Annotated in this window: 14 protein-coding genes; 6 read left to right on the forward strand and 8 right to left on the reverse strand. The window is 60.9% G+C overall.

The genetic code is table 11. The features are described 5' to 3' along the window. Positions 1 to 2 precede the first annotated feature (2 nt). The 3 genes from JTP94_RS16320 to JTP94_RS16330 all read left to right on the forward strand — a co-directional run bounded on the left by JTP94_RS16320 (position 3) and on the right by JTP94_RS16330 (position 5530). Positions 3 to 3158 (forward strand): efflux RND transporter permease subunit, encoded by a 3156-nt coding sequence (locus tag JTP94_RS16320; RefSeq protein WP_204851536.1) that lies wholly within the window; start codon positions 3 to 5, stop codon positions 3156 to 3158. 153 nt (positions 3159 to 3311) lie between these two features. After that, complete coding sequence (locus tag JTP94_RS16325; RefSeq protein WP_204851537.1) at positions 3312 to 4037, forward strand: response regulator; 726 nt, start codon at positions 3312 to 3314, stop codon at positions 4035 to 4037. Continuing rightward, positions 4034 to 5530 carry a HAMP domain-containing sensor histidine kinase gene (locus JTP94_RS16330; RefSeq protein WP_204851538.1) on the forward strand — a complete coding sequence of 499 codons (1497 nt, stop codon included), beginning with the start codon at positions 4034 to 4036 and terminating at the stop codon, positions 5528 to 5530. The genes JTP94_RS16325 and JTP94_RS16330 overlap by 4 nt, the downstream gene beginning before the upstream one ends. Before the next feature lie 56 nt (positions 5531 to 5586). Here JTP94_RS16330 and JTP94_RS16335 read toward each other — a convergent pair whose 3' ends face one another. The 6 genes from JTP94_RS16335 to JTP94_RS16360 all read right to left on the reverse strand — a co-directional run bounded on the left by JTP94_RS16335 (position 5587) and on the right by JTP94_RS16360 (position 12960). Beyond that, positions 5587 to 6936, reverse strand: coding sequence for a cytochrome c (locus JTP94_RS16335; protein ID WP_204851539.1), 1350 nt, complete (start codon positions 6934 to 6936; stop codon positions 5587 to 5589). Positions 6937 to 7101: 165 nt separating this feature from the next. Next, positions 7102 to 9366, reverse strand: a complete 2265-nt coding sequence (locus JTP94_RS16340) for a xanthine dehydrogenase family protein molybdopterin-binding subunit (RefSeq protein ID WP_204851540.1) — start codon at positions 9364 to 9366, stop codon at positions 7102 to 7104. Then, the gene (locus tag JTP94_RS16345) at positions 9363 to 9824 is read right to left on the reverse strand and encodes a (2Fe-2S)-binding protein (RefSeq protein WP_204851541.1); all 462 of its coding nucleotides are present in this window, start codon (positions 9822 to 9824) and stop codon (positions 9363 to 9365) included. Before JTP94_RS16345 ends, JTP94_RS16340 begins: the two co-directional genes overlap by 4 nt. Before the next feature lie 247 nt (positions 9825 to 10071). Beyond that, positions 10072 to 10623 (reverse strand): alpha/beta fold hydrolase, encoded by a 552-nt coding sequence (locus tag JTP94_RS16350; RefSeq protein WP_204851542.1) that lies wholly within the window; start codon positions 10621 to 10623, stop codon positions 10072 to 10074. A 95-nt stretch (positions 10624 to 10718) separates the two neighbouring features. Next, positions 10719 to 12119: a M20/M25/M40 family metallo-hydrolase gene (locus tag JTP94_RS16355; RefSeq protein WP_204851543.1), complete on the reverse strand. Its 1401-nt coding sequence runs from the start codon at positions 12117 to 12119 to the stop codon at positions 10719 to 10721. Positions 12120 to 12240: 121 nt separating this feature from the next. Beyond that, positions 12241 to 12960 (reverse strand): CDP-diacylglycerol diphosphatase, encoded by a 720-nt coding sequence (locus JTP94_RS16360; protein ID WP_204851544.1) that lies wholly within the window; start codon positions 12958 to 12960, stop codon positions 12241 to 12243. A 238-nt stretch (positions 12961 to 13198) separates the two neighbouring features. Between JTP94_RS16360 and JTP94_RS16365 the strand changes: the two genes are divergently transcribed. Next, complete coding sequence (locus JTP94_RS16365; protein ID WP_204851545.1) at positions 13199 to 13462, forward strand: NAD(P)/FAD-dependent oxidoreductase; 264 nt, start codon at positions 13199 to 13201, stop codon at positions 13460 to 13462. A gap of 11 nt (positions 13463 to 13473) precedes the next feature. After that, the gene (locus tag JTP94_RS16370; RefSeq protein ID WP_204851546.1) at positions 13474 to 13881 is read left to right on the forward strand and encodes a hypothetical protein; all 408 of its coding nucleotides are present in this window, start codon (positions 13474 to 13476) and stop codon (positions 13879 to 13881) included. Between the two features lie 36 nt (positions 13882 to 13917). Here the strand turns inward: JTP94_RS16370 and JTP94_RS16375 are convergent, their stop codons facing one another. After that, a complete protein-coding gene (locus JTP94_RS16375) occupies positions 13918 to 14799 on the reverse strand; it encodes an NmrA family NAD(P)-binding protein (RefSeq protein WP_204851547.1) in 882 nt (293 codons plus the stop codon). A 156-nt stretch (positions 14800 to 14955) separates the two neighbouring features. Between JTP94_RS16375 and JTP94_RS16380 the strand changes: the two genes are divergently transcribed. Beyond that, entirely contained in the window at positions 14956 to 15858 is a 903-nt protein-coding gene (locus JTP94_RS16380; protein WP_204851548.1) for a LysR family transcriptional regulator, read from the forward strand. 214 nt (positions 15859 to 16072) lie between these two features. Here JTP94_RS16380 and JTP94_RS16385 read toward each other — a convergent pair whose 3' ends face one another. After that, positions 16073 to 17956 (reverse strand): MFS transporter, encoded by a 1884-nt coding sequence (locus JTP94_RS16385; protein WP_204851549.1) that lies wholly within the window; start codon positions 17954 to 17956, stop codon positions 16073 to 16075. Between the last annotated feature and the right edge of the window lie 99 nt (positions 17957 to 18055).

The raw sequence follows: 18055 nt of genomic DNA on the forward strand, positions 1-18055 counted from the left end.
CCATGGCTAGTTTCTTCATCGAACGCCCGATCTTTGCCTGGGTCGTGGCCATCTTCATCACGCTTGCGGGCATTCTCACATTGCCGTTGATGCCGATCGCACGATATCCGCAGGTCGCGCCGCCACAGATCACGGTTTCGACCAACTACCCTGGCGCCACGCCGGAGGATATCTATCAGTCGGTCACCCGCCCCATCGAGGAGGAACTGAACGGTGTTCCGGGGCTGCTCTATTTCGAATCCGTGTCGGAAGCATCCGGCCGCATTGCACTCACCGTCACCTTCGAGACAGGAACCAACGTCGGCGAGGCGCAGGTCGAGGTCCAGAACCGCATTGCCCGCGTCGAGCCGCGCCTGCCGAGCGCAGTGACGCAGCAGGGCATACGCGTGGATCGGGCTGGAACGTCGTTCCTGATGATGGTCGTGCTCCGCTCGGAAGATGGCAGGACCGATGCGGTCGGCCTTGGGGATTATCTCAGCAGGAACGTCATTGGGGAATTGCGTCGGGTTCCGGGTGTCGGCAATGCTCAGCTCTTCGCCACGCAGCGCTCCATGCGCATCTGGATGGATCCGGACAAGATGGTTGGCCTCAATCTGACCGCGACGGATATCACGAACGCGATCACGGCACAGAATGCCCAGGTCACGGCGGGGCGGATCGGCGCCAGCCCGAATGTGCCCGGCCAGCAGATATCGGCCATTGTCAACGTGCAGGGGCAGCTGCGGTCGCCGCAGGAGTTCGGCGACATCGTGCTTCGAGCGAATTCGGACGGCTCCGCGGTGCGGCTGCGCGACGTCGCGCGGGTCGAGGTAGGCGGAGAGAACTATAATTTCGCAAGCCGCCTCAACGGTCGGCCAAGCGCATCGGTCGGCATCCAGCTGACGCCGACCGGAAACGCGCTTGCGACAGCCGAGCAGGTCCGCGCGACCATGGAGGACCTTTCCCGCTACTTCCCGCCCGGTCTCGGCTACGAGGTGTCCTACGACACCACGCCCTTCGTCGAGGTCTCCATCGAAAAGGTCCTGCACACGCTGGTCGAGGCGATCGTTCTCGTCTTCATCGTCATGTTCCTGTTCCTGCAGAACATCCGCTACACCATCATCCCGACGCTCGTCGTTCCGGTAGCACTTCTCGGGGCATGCGCCGTCATGTATGCGGCCGGCTTCTCGATCAATGTTCTGACGATGTTCGCGATGGTGTTGGCGATCGGCATTCTGGTCGATGATGCGATCGTCGTCGTCGAGAATGTCGAGCGCATCATGGCAGAGGAAAAATTATCGCCGAAGGAGGCGACGAAGAAGGCGATGTCGCAGATCACCGGGGCGATCATCGGCATCACCCTCGTCCTGACCGCGGTCTTCATCCCCATGGCATTCTTCCCGGGGGCGGTGGGGGTCATCTACCAGCAGTTCAGCCTGACGATGGTGGTCTCGATCCTGTTCTCGGGTCTGCTGGCGCTGACATTCACGCCTGCGCTCTGCGCATCCTTCCTGAAACCGGTCTCCCATGGGCACGAAAGCAAGAAGGTCTTTTTCGGCTGGTTCAACCGCGGCTTCGACGGCCTGACACGGCGATATTCGGCCGGCGTCGGCGCGACGATCAGGCGCGCTGGCCGTTTCATGCTCATCTACGTTGCCCTGCTCGGTGGGCTCGGATGGGCTTACCTGCAATTGCCGAGCTCGTTTCTGCCGAACGAGGACCAAGGTTATCTGATCGTCGATATGCAGACCCCCGCGGAGGCGAGCACCGACAGGACGCGCGAAGCCATCAGGCAGATGGAGGGTATTCTTGCCGAGGAGCCTGCCGTGAAGAATGTCGTCGCTGTCTCCGGCTTCTCCTATTCCGGCTCCGGACAAAATGCGGGCATTGCCTTCATCACGCTGACGGACTGGAGCGAGCGCGGCCCGAGCGACTCCGCCACCGCAATCGCCGCTCGCGTGAATGCCAGATTCGCCGGAATCCGCGATGCATCGGCACGCGCGCTCTCGCCGCCGCCGATCCAGGGGCTCGGAAATTCGAACGGGTTTGCCTACCGCCTTCAGGATCGATCCGGGGCAGGGCAGGCGGCACTTGCGGCAGCCACGGCACAGTTGCTGGACGCGGCCCGGGCAAGCCCCGTGCTTGCCGGCGTGCGCGTCGAAGGCCTGCCGGCCGCGGCACAGATCAACCTCGTGATCGACCGGGAGAAGGCGAATGCATTCGGGGTCAGCTTTAGCGACATCAACGCCACGCTTTCGGCAAACCTCGGATCGTCCTATGTCAACGACTACCCGAATGCCGGCCGAATGCAGCGTGTGACCGTCCAGGCGGCCGCAGCGCAGCGCATGCAGTCACAGGACCTGCTAACGCTGAACGTCCGCAACAGCCATGGCGGCATGGTGCCGCTATCAGCCTTCGCCTCGATCGACTGGATGAGAGGTCCATCCCAGGTCGTGGGCTATAATGGCTATCCCTCGATCCGTATCGGCGGGCAGTCGGCGGCCGGATATTCCTCGGGAGACGCCATCGCCGAAATGGAGCGGCTGTCACGGCAATTGCCTGATGGCTTCAGCTTCGAGTGGACTGGTCAATCCTTCCAGGAAATCAGGTCGGGATCGCAGGCGCCTTTCCTGATCGGCCTCAGCGTACTCTTCGTCTTTCTCCTGCTGGCGGCGCTCTATGAAAGCTGGACGATCCCGCTTTCGGTCATGCTCGTCGTGCCGCTCGGTGTATTGGGTTCCGTCTGCGCTGTCATGCTGCGCGGGCTGCCGAACGATATCTATTTCCTCGTCGGCCTGATCGCCATCATCGGCCTTTCGGCGAAGAACGCCATCCTCATCGTCGAATTTGCCAAGGATCTCGTCGCCGAGGGGCGCTCGGTGCGGGAGGCTGCGATCGAAGCCGCGCGGATGCGATTCCGGCCGATCCTGATGACCTCGCTTGCCTTCACGCTCGGCGTCGTGCCGCTGGCGATTGCGACGGGCGCAAGTGCTGCGAGCCAGAACGCCATCGGAACGGGGGTTCTCGGCGGCATGATTTCCGCGACCTTGCTCGCTATTTTCTTCGTGCCGGTGTTCTTCACCTTTGTCCTCGGCTTTTTCCGCAAGCCTGCTGAAAACCCGCACCCGACCAGGCCGGAGCTTACCAATGCGGCTGGCTCCGGCATTCATGAGACCTGATGTAACTTCCTGTCGGGCGGCCGTATCCGCCCGACAGGAACATGACGCCGCACACGCCACAACCGATCGGTCGTTGTGAAACTTTGATACACTTTTTTCGATGCGGGCCTGATCGGGCTTCTGTAGAATGATCCAATATTCTGGAAACTGGCCATGCAAAAAGCTGCACATATCGCTGTGGTCGACGACCACGCAGACATCAGAGACCTTGTCGGCCAGTATCTCGAGCAACAGGGCTACAGGGTGAGCGTGGCCGACGGAGGCCTTGCGCTCAGAAGAATTCTCGAGCGCAGCGTTGTCGACCTCGTCGTTCTCGACGTGATGATGCCCGGCGAGGATGGCCTTTCCGTCTGTCGTCATCTACGGGCGACGATGGATATTCCGATCATCTTTCTGACGGCCATGACGGAGGATACCGACCGCATCATCGGCCTCGAACTCGGCGCCGACGATTATCTGGTCAAGCCATTTAATCCGCGCGAACTGCTGGCCAGGATCAGGGCCGTCCTACGCAGGGCAAACAGTCTGCCGCCGCAGCAGAGGGAAACGTTGAAGAAGGCCAAGGTCGTTCGCGTCGGGCACTGGCGCGTCAACATGGGCCGGCAGGAGCTTTCCGGAGACGATGGCGTCGGCATTCCGTTGAGCACGGCGGAGTTCAGACTTCTGAAGGTGTTCCTCGAACGTCCCGGCCTGGTCCTCAGTCGCGAGCAGCTGCTCGATCTGACCGTCGGGAGGACGGCTGATATTTTTGACAGAAGCATCGACAATCAAGTGAGCCGGCTGCGCAAGAAAATCGAACTCGATCCGAAGAACCCCTCGGTCATCAAGACGCATTGGGGCGGCGGCTACAGCCTGTCGGTGGATGTGGGGTTCGAATGATCTATTGGTGGCGGAGGAGCCTTGCCGCTCAGTTCATCGGATTTACCCTGTTTGCCCTTGTGGTGTCGCAGGCTCTCACATTTTTGATTTCCTGGGACGAGCGCACCAAAGCGCTGCATGCGGCCATGAAGGGTGAGTTCTTCAGCAGGTGCGCTTCGGTGACACGGCTGATGGAATCCATGCCTGAACCGCTGCGTGGGCAGGCTCTTCTTGCAAGTGAAACCAGCTATTCCCGGTTCTGGCTCTCCCCGGAAGAACCGATCGATGCCAGTGCGTGGCGTGCGCGCGCGGCTACGGAGCTTACGCGTCCGATCGAGAATTTCATCGATCTCGGCGGGAGGTACCATCTGCGCTCCAATTCCGATGCGGAGCATTTGACATCCGGCGAGGCGATGGCCGCAAACGCGGCCGAGGGTTGGGCCGCTCCGCCGCCCGTTCTATGGAGCCTGCCGCAATCTGCTAAGTTCGTTTATTTCGGCGACCACAACGGATACGGCATGGCTATCAAGCTCAACGACGGCGTATGGCTGAACACGGCTTTCTATAAGAAAATCGGCGATGGATGGTGGGATTCGAAATCGCTTACTTCTCTGGCTATCACCGCACTAATCCTGTCGCTCATTGGAGTATTTATCGCCAGTCGCATAGCGCGTCCATTGAGGCGCCTCGCGGTCTCTGCGGAAGCCTTGGGGCGAGGCGAGAACCTTCCGCCGCTGCCTGAAGAGGGACCTGACGATATCAAGCGCACCGCCGAGGCATTCAACAAGATGCAGCAACGTCTTCATCGCTTCGTCGATGATCGCACCAGGATGCTGGCCGCGATCGGCCACGATCTCAGGACGCCGCTGACTTCGCTTCGACTGCGGGCCGAATTTGTCAAAGACGTCGACGTGCAGCAGAAGATGCTGTCGACCATCGACGAACTTCAAAGCATGACGGATGCCGCCATTTCCTTCGCGCGTGGCGAATCCACGGCGGAGGAAACGCGCGCCATAGAACTGGAAGCGCTTATCGGTAGCATCTGTGACGACCTTGCCGACCTTGGCCAGCCGGTGGAATATATCGAAGGCCCGAAGACGACCTATCGATGCCGACCCGACGGGCTGCGTCGCGCGGTTCGCAATCTTACGGAAAATGCCGTGCGTTACGGCGGACATGCCAAGGTCTATGTCAGTCATTCGAGCAGCACCATCGACATCGTCGTGGAAGACAATGGTCCAGGCATACCGGACGATATGAAGGAGAAGGTGTTCGCGCCGTTTTTCCGCCTGGAGGCATCAAGGAACAGAGGCACTGGCGGCGTCGGGCTGGGCCTATCGATTGCCCGAGCCGTTGCCCGGCAGCATGGCGGCGACATCTTCCTTCAGCCAAACAATCCCGGCCTCAGGGCAATCATCTCATTGCCGCAGGAGGGCCATGTGAAGGCGTCCTCAAGGGTGAGCATGCGAATGAGGCGAGCGCGGCCTCCCAAGCTTGCGGAACAGGAACATTAGGCGGAAAGTTCACCGGACCTTTCCGCCCAACCTTGTTTCAGGGCTCGGCAGCAGATCTATCGCATCTGAAGCACGATGGGGCTGCTGCTTGCTGGATCCGTATGCTCGCGCAGGGCTTTCACGTCGTTGGCCACGACCGGTCCGCCTTGATTTCCCCAGGAGGAGCGCACGAACGTCAGGGCGTCGGCGATCTGTTGATCCGAAAGCTGCTGCCTGAATGGAGGCATGCGGTAGGCGTCCGGAATGCCGTTCGCCACGACGCGGCCGGAGCCGTTCAGGGTGACATTGATCTGGGACGCGGTTTCCTTCGCAAGCGACGAGGTCGATCCGGCCAGAGGCGGTATCCACGGCGCCTTTCCGCGGCCGTCGACACCATGACAGAAGCTGCATTTCGCCACGAATGTCTGGGCGCCGGGGTTTTGTTGATGGGCAGGAAGGGAAATGCTATCCGCGGCGGCCTCGACATATTGCCAGGGCGTCCCGTCGCGGGCAGGGTCCCCAGGCAATGATTTCAGATAATGGCTGATCGCTCTCAGATCGTCGTCGGTCATGAACTGCGTCGAATTGTTGAAGGCATCCGCCATCGAGCCGAAGACGACGCCGTGCTCGTTCCTGCCGTTCTTGAGAAAGGCGTAGATGTCCTCCTCGGTCCACCGGCCGAGACCGGTATTGGGATCGCCCCGCAGGCTCGGTGCGTACCAGCCATCGAGAAGAGCGCCCGAAAGGTAGAGCGGACTGCTTTCATCGAGCGCCTTTTCCGCCATGGTTATCGCACGCGGCGTATGACAGCTGCCACAGTGCCCTGGTCCTTGAACGAGGTAGGCGCCCCGGTTCCAGCTGTTATCGCCGGCGGTCTTGGATTGATAGGTTCCGCCCTCGGTGAAAACCGCGTTCCATAGAGCCAACGGCCAACGCATGTTCAGCGGCCACTTTATGTCCGACTGCTTGCTTGCCTGATGAACGGGCTCCACCCGGTTCATGAAGTAGGCGTAGAGCGCCCGAATATCATCATCGCTCATCTTCACATAAGACGGATAGGGCATAGCCGGATAGAGACGCTGTCCATCGCGCGCCACGCCCTGGCGAACGGCGCGGTCGAAATCGGCCAGCGTATAGTTGCCGATGCCGGTTTCCTTGTCTGGCGTTATATTCGTGGTGAAGATGGAGCCGAGCGGCGTCCCCATCTCGAGGCCTCCGGCAAAGGGAGCGCTTTTGGGCGTGCTGTGACAAGCAACGCAGTCACCCAGACGCGCGACATAGTCGCCCTGTTGAAGCAGCTGCTCCGATGGTGCTTGTGCTTCGGCAATGTTGTCGAAGGGGGATGCCGGTTTGCGGGTGACGAACCACGCCACGCCGCCGGCGACAAGCACGACAATCAAAAGAAGTACCAGAAGAAATTTCCTCAAGGGTGCCTCGTGTCTTTGCTAGAGGGTTTCCTATTCGGCTATCCATCAAGCCAGCCATATCGGCTGGCTTGATGGAACAGGCCGGATCAGCTTGCTGATTTCCGGCTCTCGGCCAATGCGTGGACTGAGAGCCGGAAATGTGCGCTGCGCAGCGAGAGCTGCGCTCTAGCTTTCGAAGGTGTAGTTGGAGAGCGGCATACTGCGGATCCGCTTGCCGGTCAGCGTCGAAACCGCATTGGCGACCGCTGGAGGAATGGCGGGAAGACCCGGCTCGCCGATGCCGCCCATCTCAGCCCCGCTTTCGATGATGCGAACATGCACGCGGGCCATGCGATCGGGCGGCAGGATCGGATAGAGATCATAGTTGCGCGCCACAGGCTCGCCGTTCTTGTAAACGGCTTCCTCCATCAGCACCTGCGACAATCCAAGGGCTGAGGCCGAATTGATCTGCGCTTCGATGATCGCCGGGTTGACGATGCTGCCGGGATCGATTGCTTCCCAGACATCGTGAACGACGACCTGCCCATTGCGGATCGAGACTTCAGCTATCGCCGCCGTATGGCTGCCGAAGGGAGACGCCATTGCAACGCCCCGCGCTCGGCGCGAGCCGTCTTCCGCCGTGAATGGCCCTCGTTTCCAGCCGCCGGAGAGATCGCCGACGGCCTTTAGCAGATTGCTCAGCCGCTCATTCTTCTGCAACAGCTTGGTGCGCAGCTCGTAGGGATCCTGCCCGCCCTTATCGGCCAGTTCATCCAGGAATGTCTCGTAGAAGAAGTCATTCATGGAATTGCCGACCGAACGCCAGTAGGCGAGCATCGTCGGATTTTTCACGTAGATCTGGGCGATGCGGTAGTTGGGGATGGCATAGGACTTGCCGGTGAGACCCTCCAGGGCCGTCGGATCCAGCGAGTCCTCCTTGTGGCCGAACACGCCTTCCGTCGGCCCTTCGCAAGCGCTGATGGCTTCGAGCGCGACGGGCATTCCACCGGCGTCGAGCGCGCCCCGGAAGCGTACCGCGGCCATCGGGCGCAACGGGTCGCGCAGGAATTCCTCCTCGCGGCTCCAGATGAGTTTGACCGGGCGCCCGACCTCCTTGGCAAGCTGGATGGCCTGCGGATAGGGGTTGGCGGAGGGATAGAGAAAATGGCGTCCGAAAAACCCGCCCAGAAGCGGGCTATGAACCGTGACTTTCGATGCGTCAAGCCCGGTCAGTTTGGCAATGTCGGCCTGGAATTGTTCCGGCGCCTGGTTGGGCATCCAGACTTCCAGAGTGCCGTCCGGGTTGAAGCGTGCCAAGGTGGAGGGCGGCTCCAGCTGTGCATGATGCACATACTGGCTCTTGTAGGTGGCCGAAACGACGGTCTTTGCACCCGAAAGAGCCCCAGTGGTATCGCCGACATTCTCCGCGTCCTTGCCGGGACCCGGCTCATTTGCGAGCTGATCGCTGAAGGCTACGGTCGAAAAGTCCGCCGGCATTTGGCGAAACGCTGGATTGGCATCCGGACCGGGCGCGCTCCAATCGACTTGTGCCGCTTCGGCCGCGCGCTTGGCATTCCACCACCGCTCGGCAACCACGGCGACAGCACCGACCAGGTTATGGACCGAATGAACGCCCGGCATCGCGCGAAGCTGGTCTTCGTTGTGGATCCGTCCCACGGTCAGTCCCAGGCGCGGGGCATGCTGGACGGCGGCATGCAGCATGCCGTCGACCTTGCAGTCGATCGCATAGATCGCCTTGCCCGTCGATTTGTCATAGACATCAAGCCGCTCGACCGGCTTGCCGATCCAGCGGAACTGGCTGGGATCCCTGAGCGTCATGCTCGCAGGGTCCGGCACGGGGAGATCCAATGCCTCTGTTGCGACGTCGCCATAGGCGAGGGAGCGTCCGGAAGCGGCATGGATCACCCGGCCCGGCTCCGTCGTCAGCTCGGCGATCGGCGCATTCAGGCGCTTGGCCGCTGCCTGCAGGATCATGTTGCGCGCCAGAGCACCGAGCTTGCGCATCGTCTCGTAGCTCGTGCGCACCGACATGCTGCCGCCGGTGATACGCATCTTGCCGTGCACAACCAGATAATCATTGCCCGTCGGTGCGTTTTCGACGACGAACATTTTCGGATCGACATCGAGCTCTTCGCCGACGATCTGGGCCATCGCCGTGAAGACGCCATGGCCGCCTTCGACGAACGGGCTCATGAAGCGGACCGTGTTATCGGGGCGAATTTCCAGAAACGCGGGGACGCGCGTACCCGGGGGCATGGTGCTTGCGGCCTGCTGAGCCCGCGCCGCGCCGATCGGAACACCGAAGCCAAGGACAAATGCGCCCGTTGCAGCCCCGGCGGAGGCAAGGAGAAAGCGCCGGCGCGAGATGTTGACCGGAGATCCGATCGGGAATTCATCTTCGGGAATAAGATTGCGGTTGGACTCGGTCATAGCGTTTCCCCTTCTTTCGAGGAGAGGTCTTTGACGGCCGCTTTGATCGAGTTGTAGGTTCCGCATCGACAGAGATTGATCATCGCTGCGGCGATCTCTTCGTCAGAGGGATTGGGTGTCTCCTTGAGCAGTGCCGTCGCCGCGACGACCTGACCCGATTGACAGTAACCGCATTGCGGAACCTGGTGCTTGACCCAGGCGGTGACCACCCGTTTGCCGACGGGATCGTTCTCGATGGCCTCGATGGTGGTGATCTGGCGGCCAACGACGCTGTCCAGTGGCGTCACGCATGAGCGCACCACCTCTCCATCCACCAGGACGGAACAGGCGCCGCATTGCGCCAGCCCGCAGCCGTATTTCGTGCCTGTCAGGCCCAGTTCATCGCGAATGATCCAGAGGAGCGGCGTGTCTCCGTCTGAATTGACTTGGTAGGATTGGCTATTGATCTGAAGGTTCATGAAATGCCTCCTGGGGCTTTCGATTGCGAGCCTTCGATGCCAGGTGCTGCTTGATGATCTTCACGCTCAACAAGCAGATGACTCAAAGTGAGGCTCACAACTCGGGAATATAATACTGAACCTGTTTCATCAAAAGGATTAGAGTGTGAATCGCGATAGGACTTAGAGGCCAGATTCATAAATCATTGGCTCGCCCATTTTCGATGGAGGCGGATGTTGCGCTGACGATGAGGCCGGTGCCGTCAGTTTAGGCGACCGAACGGATATCTCGCGCGACGTCGCTCATATCATTGTTGAGCTGGTGATCCCCACGTTCCAACGTGCGGACCACGGCGTGCGGAATCGCTTTCGCGTAGAGACGAACATGGGCAGTGGGCACTTCAGCGTCGTCGGTGCCATGATAGAGATAGACCGGAACTCCAGGCAGAAGACGTTCGGAGAAGTCCTTGCAATCGTCGATGTCGTCGCTCGGCCATCCGCCTTCACCGATGAAGGGCGCAGCGATGAGAAATAGCCCACCTAACCTGGCTTTCGGCGGCTGCGCGGCAAGCACATGGATCAAGATGGTGCCACCGATCGAGTGGCCCACGAGAATTGCCCCGTCCTCCAGTGAGCCGAATTCCTTCAGCAGCGCCGCCTTCCAGGCTGAGTAGCCAGGATTGTCTTCACCGGGCATTCGGGGATAGCGGACAGCATGGCTTTTGCCGAGTTCGCGCTCGAGGCTCGCTACGAGCTTGCTGTCCCAGCAATCGTGGGTGCCTTCGCCTGCTCCTTGAACGAAGAGGACCTGTTTAGCCATGGCGCAATTTACGTCCCGGAGACGCGCGGTCGCAAGTCTGGTTATGTGAAGCTAATTGAATTTTGCGCCGAGTCACGGTCGAGAGCGAGCGGGCATCATATATCGCCGAAGGCCGCCAGGATGCGCACCCAGGATCGGATCCCCTTGTGAAAGCTCGAGAGATCGTATTTCTCGTTCGGGCTGTGGACGCGGTTGTCGAAGCGGGCAAAGCCGACCAATAGCGCATCGCAGCCAAGCCGCCGCTTGAACTCGCCGATGATCGGGATCGATCCGCCGGTCCCCGCAAGCGCTGCCTCGCGCTGCCATTCCGTGGTCAATGCTTCGAGTGTCTTGCGCAGGAATGGGCTGTCGAGCGGCATCGTCGTTGCAGGTGCCATGCCATGGTCCTTGAAGCTGACAGAGCAGTCGGCGGGAATGCGAGCGCGTACATGCGCCTGGAATGCATCGCGGATGGCGACTGGATCCTGACCCTCGACGAGGCGAAAGGAGATCTTGGCGCTCGCCTTTGCCGGGATGACCGTCTTGAAGCCCGCGCTGGTGTAACCTCCTCTCATGCCGTTGATCTCGCAGCTCGGGCGCGCCCAGATCTGCTCGAGGATCGAGCGGTTCTTCTCGCCGGCGGGGATGCTGAGGCCGATATCGCGAAGGAAACCTTCTTCATCGAAGGGCAGGGCCTGCCATTGCTTGCGAACCGCATCCGGCAATTCCCGCGTGCCGTCATAAAAACCGGCGATGGCCACGCCGCCATCCGGCGTGCGCAGACTGGAAACGACATCGGCAAGGACTTGCAATGCATTGCGCGCGGCATTGCCGAACATGCCGGAGTGCAGATCGCGATCGGCGCAGGTCACCTCGATTTCCTGACCGACCAGGCCGCGCAGCATGGTTGTGACGGCGGGCGTGTCATGGTCCCACATGTCGGTATCACAGACGAGAACCGTATCCGCGGCGAGCTCGGCTGCCGTCTTGTCGAGAAATGGAGCCAGGCTCGGGCTGCCTGCCTCTTCTTCGCCCTCGAACAGCATGCTGACCTGGATCGGTAGGGTGCCCGTCACGGCTTTCCAGGCGCGGCAGGCTTCCACGAAGGTCAGCAGCTGTCCCTTGTCGTCCGACGCGCCGCGCGCGACGATGGCGGTGTCGCCGTTTTCGAGCGGCTGCAATACCGGTTCGAAGGGATCGGTGTTCCAGAGCGCCAGGGGATCGACGGGCTGCACATCGTAGTGGCCGTAAAAAAGCACGTGCGCCCCGGATGCCGCCTTGTCGTGAGCGACCACCATGGGATGGCCGGTAGTATCCCGGACGGACGCATCGAAGCCCATGGCCGTCAGGTCTGCGGAAAGCCATTCCGCGGCCCGGCGGCAATGATCGCCATAGGCAGGATCGGTTGAAATGCTGGGAATCCGGATAAGGTCGAAGAGCCGATCCAGGCTTTGATCAATCGTGCGGTCGACATGGGCAAGAACGGCATCGATCTGATCGGTGGCAGGCTTCGGCATGGGGGTCGTTTCCTGGCTGTGGGTTTCGCATCCTGCGGCAGGCAGGCAGCGGATCATGCAAGGAAACGGCTCGTGTTTCAAATCTTTAGCGTTGCCGCGCAGAGGTCATCGGCTATCGTCATCAATGCTCGATGGCGCAGCTGTGATCCTGCACATCCTCGCCGCCCATGCCGGGTTTAGCGACGTCAGCCAGAACGATGAAGCCGGGGCCTTCGGCGAAGTTGGCGCCGACGACGACGAGATTGTGACCGCCCATGTCCTTTGCCGGGTCCTTCAGCGTCTTGGCAAGCGCCAGGAACGGGTTGAAGTCGCCCAGTGTTTCGCCCTTAACGCGGATCGCGGTGAACTGATGACCGGCAATAGCATCCGGCAGCGGTGCCCAATCGGTCCCGACGCGATCGGCATCGGCCTTCAGGACAGCGCGGGCATCCGTGCTGAGGCAGTCGATGTGGATGTGAAGCTGGTTCTGCGAGCGGGCCTGCTGCGCATTGACGGCGAGGCTCAGACCGTCGCGGGGGATCGCATGCGGCAATCTGGAATCGACATCACCCTGCTCGCCCCAGGCATCGGCAAAGAAGTTGTGCGTCGCCGGATTGAGGAGATCGGGGCTTTCGATGCCGGTGATCTTGTCGGTGGGGATCAGAAGAAATTGCGCGATACCATTCAGGTCCTTCAGCATCGCATAGTGCTCGGCGGTGTTTACCGAAAGGCACGGAGCGGTTTGCACCGCGCATCTGTCATGAACGATCTTCCACAGCACATCCGAGTCGGCAAAGGCCGGAGCGAAAAGAAGGGGAAGGAATGAGGCGGCAAGAGCCGTGACGCGGCGAGGAGGTGTCATGGCAGGAAATTCCCTTGTTCAAACAGTGGGGCATTCTTCGAAATTGTGCAGGCTTAGCATGGACCTATGAGAGCGTTGTGACGGGTATAATTGCCGTAAACAGCTCGTCACGATCGCTCCATCTTGGCCGCTACGCAATGTTTTATGTCCTGATGTCGTTACCACGACATCAGATCGTCGGGCTATGTTTCTCTCGACAACAACCCGTCAGGGGCGGGGCAAAGGTGAGTGACTGAGCATGTCCAATTTCCATGTTGCGATCATAGGCGCCGGGCTCGGCGGGCTGTGCCTGTCACTGGCATTGAGACGGGCCGGCGTTCCCTTCGATTTGTTCGAGCGCGATCCGGCACCGTCGGAGGCATGTTTTCAACGACAGCAGATGGTGACGGCGATTGGTGCCCATGAAGCAGGGATGCGGAAGCGCGCGGGCCGGGCGATCGAAATCTCGAGGTCGGGAGCGTCGACGCTCTTTGCATCCCATCAAGCGCGACGGATTGCTTAAGGAGATACCGCATGCATACCAAGGAAATCACGTTCAACATTCACGACGTCACCGCCTTCCCGATCGTCCGTCAACGCCCGGAGGCGCTCGTGCCCGGCTATGCCGCGCAATGGGAGCGTGAACTCGAGCGATTGCTCGGCCGGGCAACGCCGTTCGTCGTCATCCTCTCAGGCGGCTTGCCGGAGGAAACCCACGAGGACCGCAGGAGCAGGGGGATTTGGCTGAAGCGCAACAAGGCCCTGCTCGCACTGGGCTGCAAGGCTGTGATCGGAATCGAACCCAATGTCGTCAGGCGCGCCGCACTGAAAGCTCAGGCGCTGCTGGCGGCCAAGGCATTTGGCACATCGATGGATGTCGTCGGCTCCGATGAGGAGGCTGTGGCGCTGGCGCAAACCATCCTGGACGCAGCGCAGGCCTGATCGCCGCGCCAGCCCGCGCGATCAGGCCTTGCCGCATCAGGCAGATGCCTTGGCTTGGTTTGCATCGACGAGCTCGGCAATGACGCTTTCAAGCGCCGTAGTGCCCTTGATTGCCGATAGACCGCGGTCGTGAAACTCGATCCAGCCTTCATTGAAGCCATCGAGCATTCTGATCCGCGGCAAGGGGTTGTTCATGCCCTGAGCACGGAAGATCGGTTCCCAATCTTCACGCGGCACGATCTCCACCGACACCGGCCGTACCAGCACGTTCGAGAAGCTTCGAGCAAGATCATTCGGCGACACCCGGACAGGCCCTTCCAGCTCGACAACCCGCATCCCGCTCCACTTCTCGCGAAGAAGCGTGGCGGCAAGTTGCCCGACATCCCTGGTGGCGACCATCGGGAATGCCTTGTCGGCCGGCTGCAGGAAGCTTCGGAGCACCCCTTCGTCGCGCGCGGCGGCGACATCCCAGAGCGCGTTCTCCATGAACCAGCCGGGTCTGAGGAACGTTACGGGCAGATCGATCGCCCCAAGCGCCTGTTCGAGCGGGGTGCGCTGGCTCAACAGGTTCTCGTGCGGTGCATCCGCACCGATGGTCGACAGGCAAACCACCCTTTTCGGCCGAGCCTCGGCCAAGGCCGCAACGATAGCCTCGATAACGCGCATTGCCTCGGGAAAGCCCGGTTCGGGATCGAATTCGGATGGCGGCAGAATGAAGACTGCCTCGGCACCCCGGAAGGCGGCGGAAAGACGTGTCGCATCGTCCATGTCGGCAATGGCGATGTCGCAGCCTTGGGCTTTCCATTCCGCTGCCTTGGCCTCGTTGCGCAGAACGGCACGAACGGCGAGTTTGTCAGCGAGCAGGCTGCGTGCAACTGCGCCGCCCACCTGGCCGGTAATTCCGGTGATCGCATACATGGTGCTTCTCCTAAAGATCGGTAGGGGTCGACCACGGTTGTAACCCAGGGCATGACGTGATTCACGCGCATTAAGATCAGTGCTATGATGATATTCAGTCACTGTAAGCGCCTTGCGACTACGGGGAGCAGGATGCGGTGAAAGGAATGATATCGGATGGCTTTCGATACGCGGCTTCTGACCGGCATCGGCGTCCTCGCAGCGGTGACCGAAGCGGGAAACTTCGCGCGCGCCGCCGAGATCCTCGGCCTGACGCCATCGGGCGTGAGCCGGGCCGTAGCGCGGCTGGAGGCGCGGGTGGGCGTGCGCCTCTTCGATCGCAATCCCCGCGAGGTCAGCCTTACCGAAGAGGGACGGCGCTTTCACGAGCGGGTCATGCCGCTCTTGACCGGCCTGGATGAGGCTGCCGCCGAGGCGGCAGGCGCCGCTGCAGTCGTAAGCGGCCGGTTACGCGTATCGGTGGACCCATGGTTTGCGCGCATGGCGCTTGCCTCCGAGCTGCACCGGTTCCTGAGCCGCTATCCGCTGCTGTCGGTGGATTTCTCGACCAGCAACTACCGCGAGGAGATGATGGCGAGTGTCGATGTGGCGGTGCGCTTCGGGCCGCCGGACGCCTCGTCGCTCATCGCGCGCAAACTGCTGGAAACCCGGGTCGTGACGGTTGCTTCGCCGGCCTATCTCGAAAGGCAGGGCGAACCGCGCTCGCCGCACGATCTCGTTCATCACGAGGCGCTTCTCTTCCGCGATCCGCAAACCGGCCTTCCCTTTCCTTGGGAGTTCCAGCGAGGAGGCGAGGTTGTCGAGATCAGGCTTCGCAGCCGCCTGGTGTTGGACGACCCTTCGGTCGCCATTTCCGCATGCCTGGCGGGCAACGGCATCTTTCAAAGTCTCGCGATCGGCCTGGCGCCCTTCCTGTCACGGGGCGAACTCGTACCGATCCTGTCTGAATGGTCAGAAGAGCTCTTTCCGCTCTATGCCTATCACCCCTCGCGCCATCTTCCGCCGGCGAAGGTCAGGGCTTTTCTGGATTTCGTGCAGGAAGTGGCTGCCGGATTGTGATCCTTTCCAGTATGCGCAGACGTCGTTACAGACTCGCTTCATGCCGAAATTGAACCGGTGATATCCTCTATCTGCTCCCGCAGCCAGATAGCGGCCGTCGGCCTACTGGCGATTTCAAAATGTGTGTGGGCCGCCCGGCAGCGGTCAGGAAGGAATACGAAGAAGGCCCGGCTTGGGGTGTAGGCCGGGCCTTCTGCTATCGCTCTCTGTGCCGCTACTTGATGGCGTTGAGATCGACACCCTTGGTTTCGCGAATAAAGATAACGCCGATGACCAAGGTCATCGCGGCGATCGCGATCGGATACCATAGCCCATAATAGATATCGCCCTTAGCCGCGCTCATCGCAAAGACCGTTGCCGGAAGCAGGCCGCCGAACCAGCCGTTGCCGATATGATAGGGCAAGGACATGCCGGTATAGCGGATGCGGGTCGGGAACATCTCCACCAGGATTGCGGCGATCGGGCCGTAGACCATGGTCACGTAGATGACGAGAACGGTCAGAATGGCGATGGTCAGCGGCCAGTTGATTGCCGAGGGATCGGCGACCATCTTGAAGGCACCGCCATTGGGTACGGTATAGACCGGCATCTCGGTTGCGCCGGCGGCCTGGTCCGCCGTCAGAAGCTTCGCCTTGACGAGATCGGCAACGGGCGTGACGGTCTTGTCGCCAGCCCGAACCGTTGCCGCATTGAGCCCGAGTTCGGGGTTTGCGGCAATGAAGCCATCGAGCTTGGCATCCGGCACCTTGGCGGGATCGCGTGCCAGCGGGAAACCGGCCTTCTGCAGGGCGAGGTTCATATCATGAGTGAATGAGGCACTCTTGGCCGTCGCACTGGCCCCGGCTGCGGTGGCATCATAAGATGCCACAGTCGCGTCACCGATCTTGATGGTTGCGGGTTGCCCGGCCGGCCCATCGGCAACCGTATAGGGAACCGATGACTTCGACAGGAAAGACGTGGCGATATCGCACGAATTGTTGAACTTGGCCGTCCCGACCGGATTGAACTGGAAGGTGCAATCGCCGGGGGCGGCCGTCACGATGGCCCGGACGGTTTGTTCAGCTTGGGCGAGCGCCGGATTTGCGGCGTGAGTCAATGCTTTGAACAGCGGGAAATAGGTCAGGATCGCTAGAGCAAGACCTGCCATGATGATCGGCTTGCGGCCGATCTTATCGGACAGCCAGCCGAACACCACGAAGAAGCCGCTGCCGATCAGCAGGGCAATCGCGATCATGATATTGACCGACTGGCCGTCGACCTTCAGTACGTTCTGCAGGAAGAACAGCGAGTAGAACTGGCCTGCATACCAGACGACTGCCTGACCGGCGGTGAGACCGAACAGGGCAAGCAAGGCAATCCGGGCATTCTTCCATTGTCCGAAGGCTTCCGTCAGTGGCGCCTTGGAGCCCTTGCCCTCCTCTTTCATCTTCTTGAAAGCTGGCGATTCACTGAGAGATAGCCGGATCCAGACGGAAATGCCGAGGAGGATGAAGGACAGGATGAAGGGAATACGCCATCCCCAGGCGGCAAACGCGTCCTTGCCGAGCCAATTCTGCACCACCAGGATCACGATGAGCGACAGGAAGAGCCCGAGCGTTGCCGTGGTCTGGATCCATGATGTGTAAAAGCCGCGCCGGTCATTGGGGGCATGTTCGGCGACATAGGTCGCCGCACCACCATATTCGCCGCCGAGCGCCAGGCCCTGCAGCATGCGCAGCGCAATCAGAATGACCGGGGCAGCGACACCCCAACTGGCCGAGCCAGGCAGGATACCGACCAGGAAGGTCGAGAGGCCCATGATGAGGATGGTGACCAGGAAGGTATATTTGCGGCCGACGAGATCGCCGATCCGCCCGAAGACCAAGGCGCCGAACGGCCGGACGAGGAACCCTGCGGCGAAAGCGAGCAAGGCAAAGATGTTGCGGGTTGCCTCCGGATAGTCACTGAAGAAGGCGGCGCCGATGAAGGCGGCCAAGGACCCATAGAGATAGAAGTCGTACCATTCGAACACTGTGCCGAGCGAAGAGGCGAAGATGACCTTCTTCTCTTCCCTGGTCATGCCTCGACCAGTCGTCTCAGCCACGGATGTGGTTGCCATTACTCAATCCTCCCAATTGCACCAGGGACATAGTCAAAAGACCTGTCTCATGTCCCCCATGATGACATTACGCAGGACCTTCCAGCCGGCTCGCGGCGG

The sequence above is a fragment of the Martinezella lusitana genome, from assembly GCF_016901135.1.
Taxonomy (GTDB): domain Bacteria; phylum Pseudomonadota; class Alphaproteobacteria; order Rhizobiales; family Rhizobiaceae; genus Rhizobium; species Rhizobium lusitanum_D.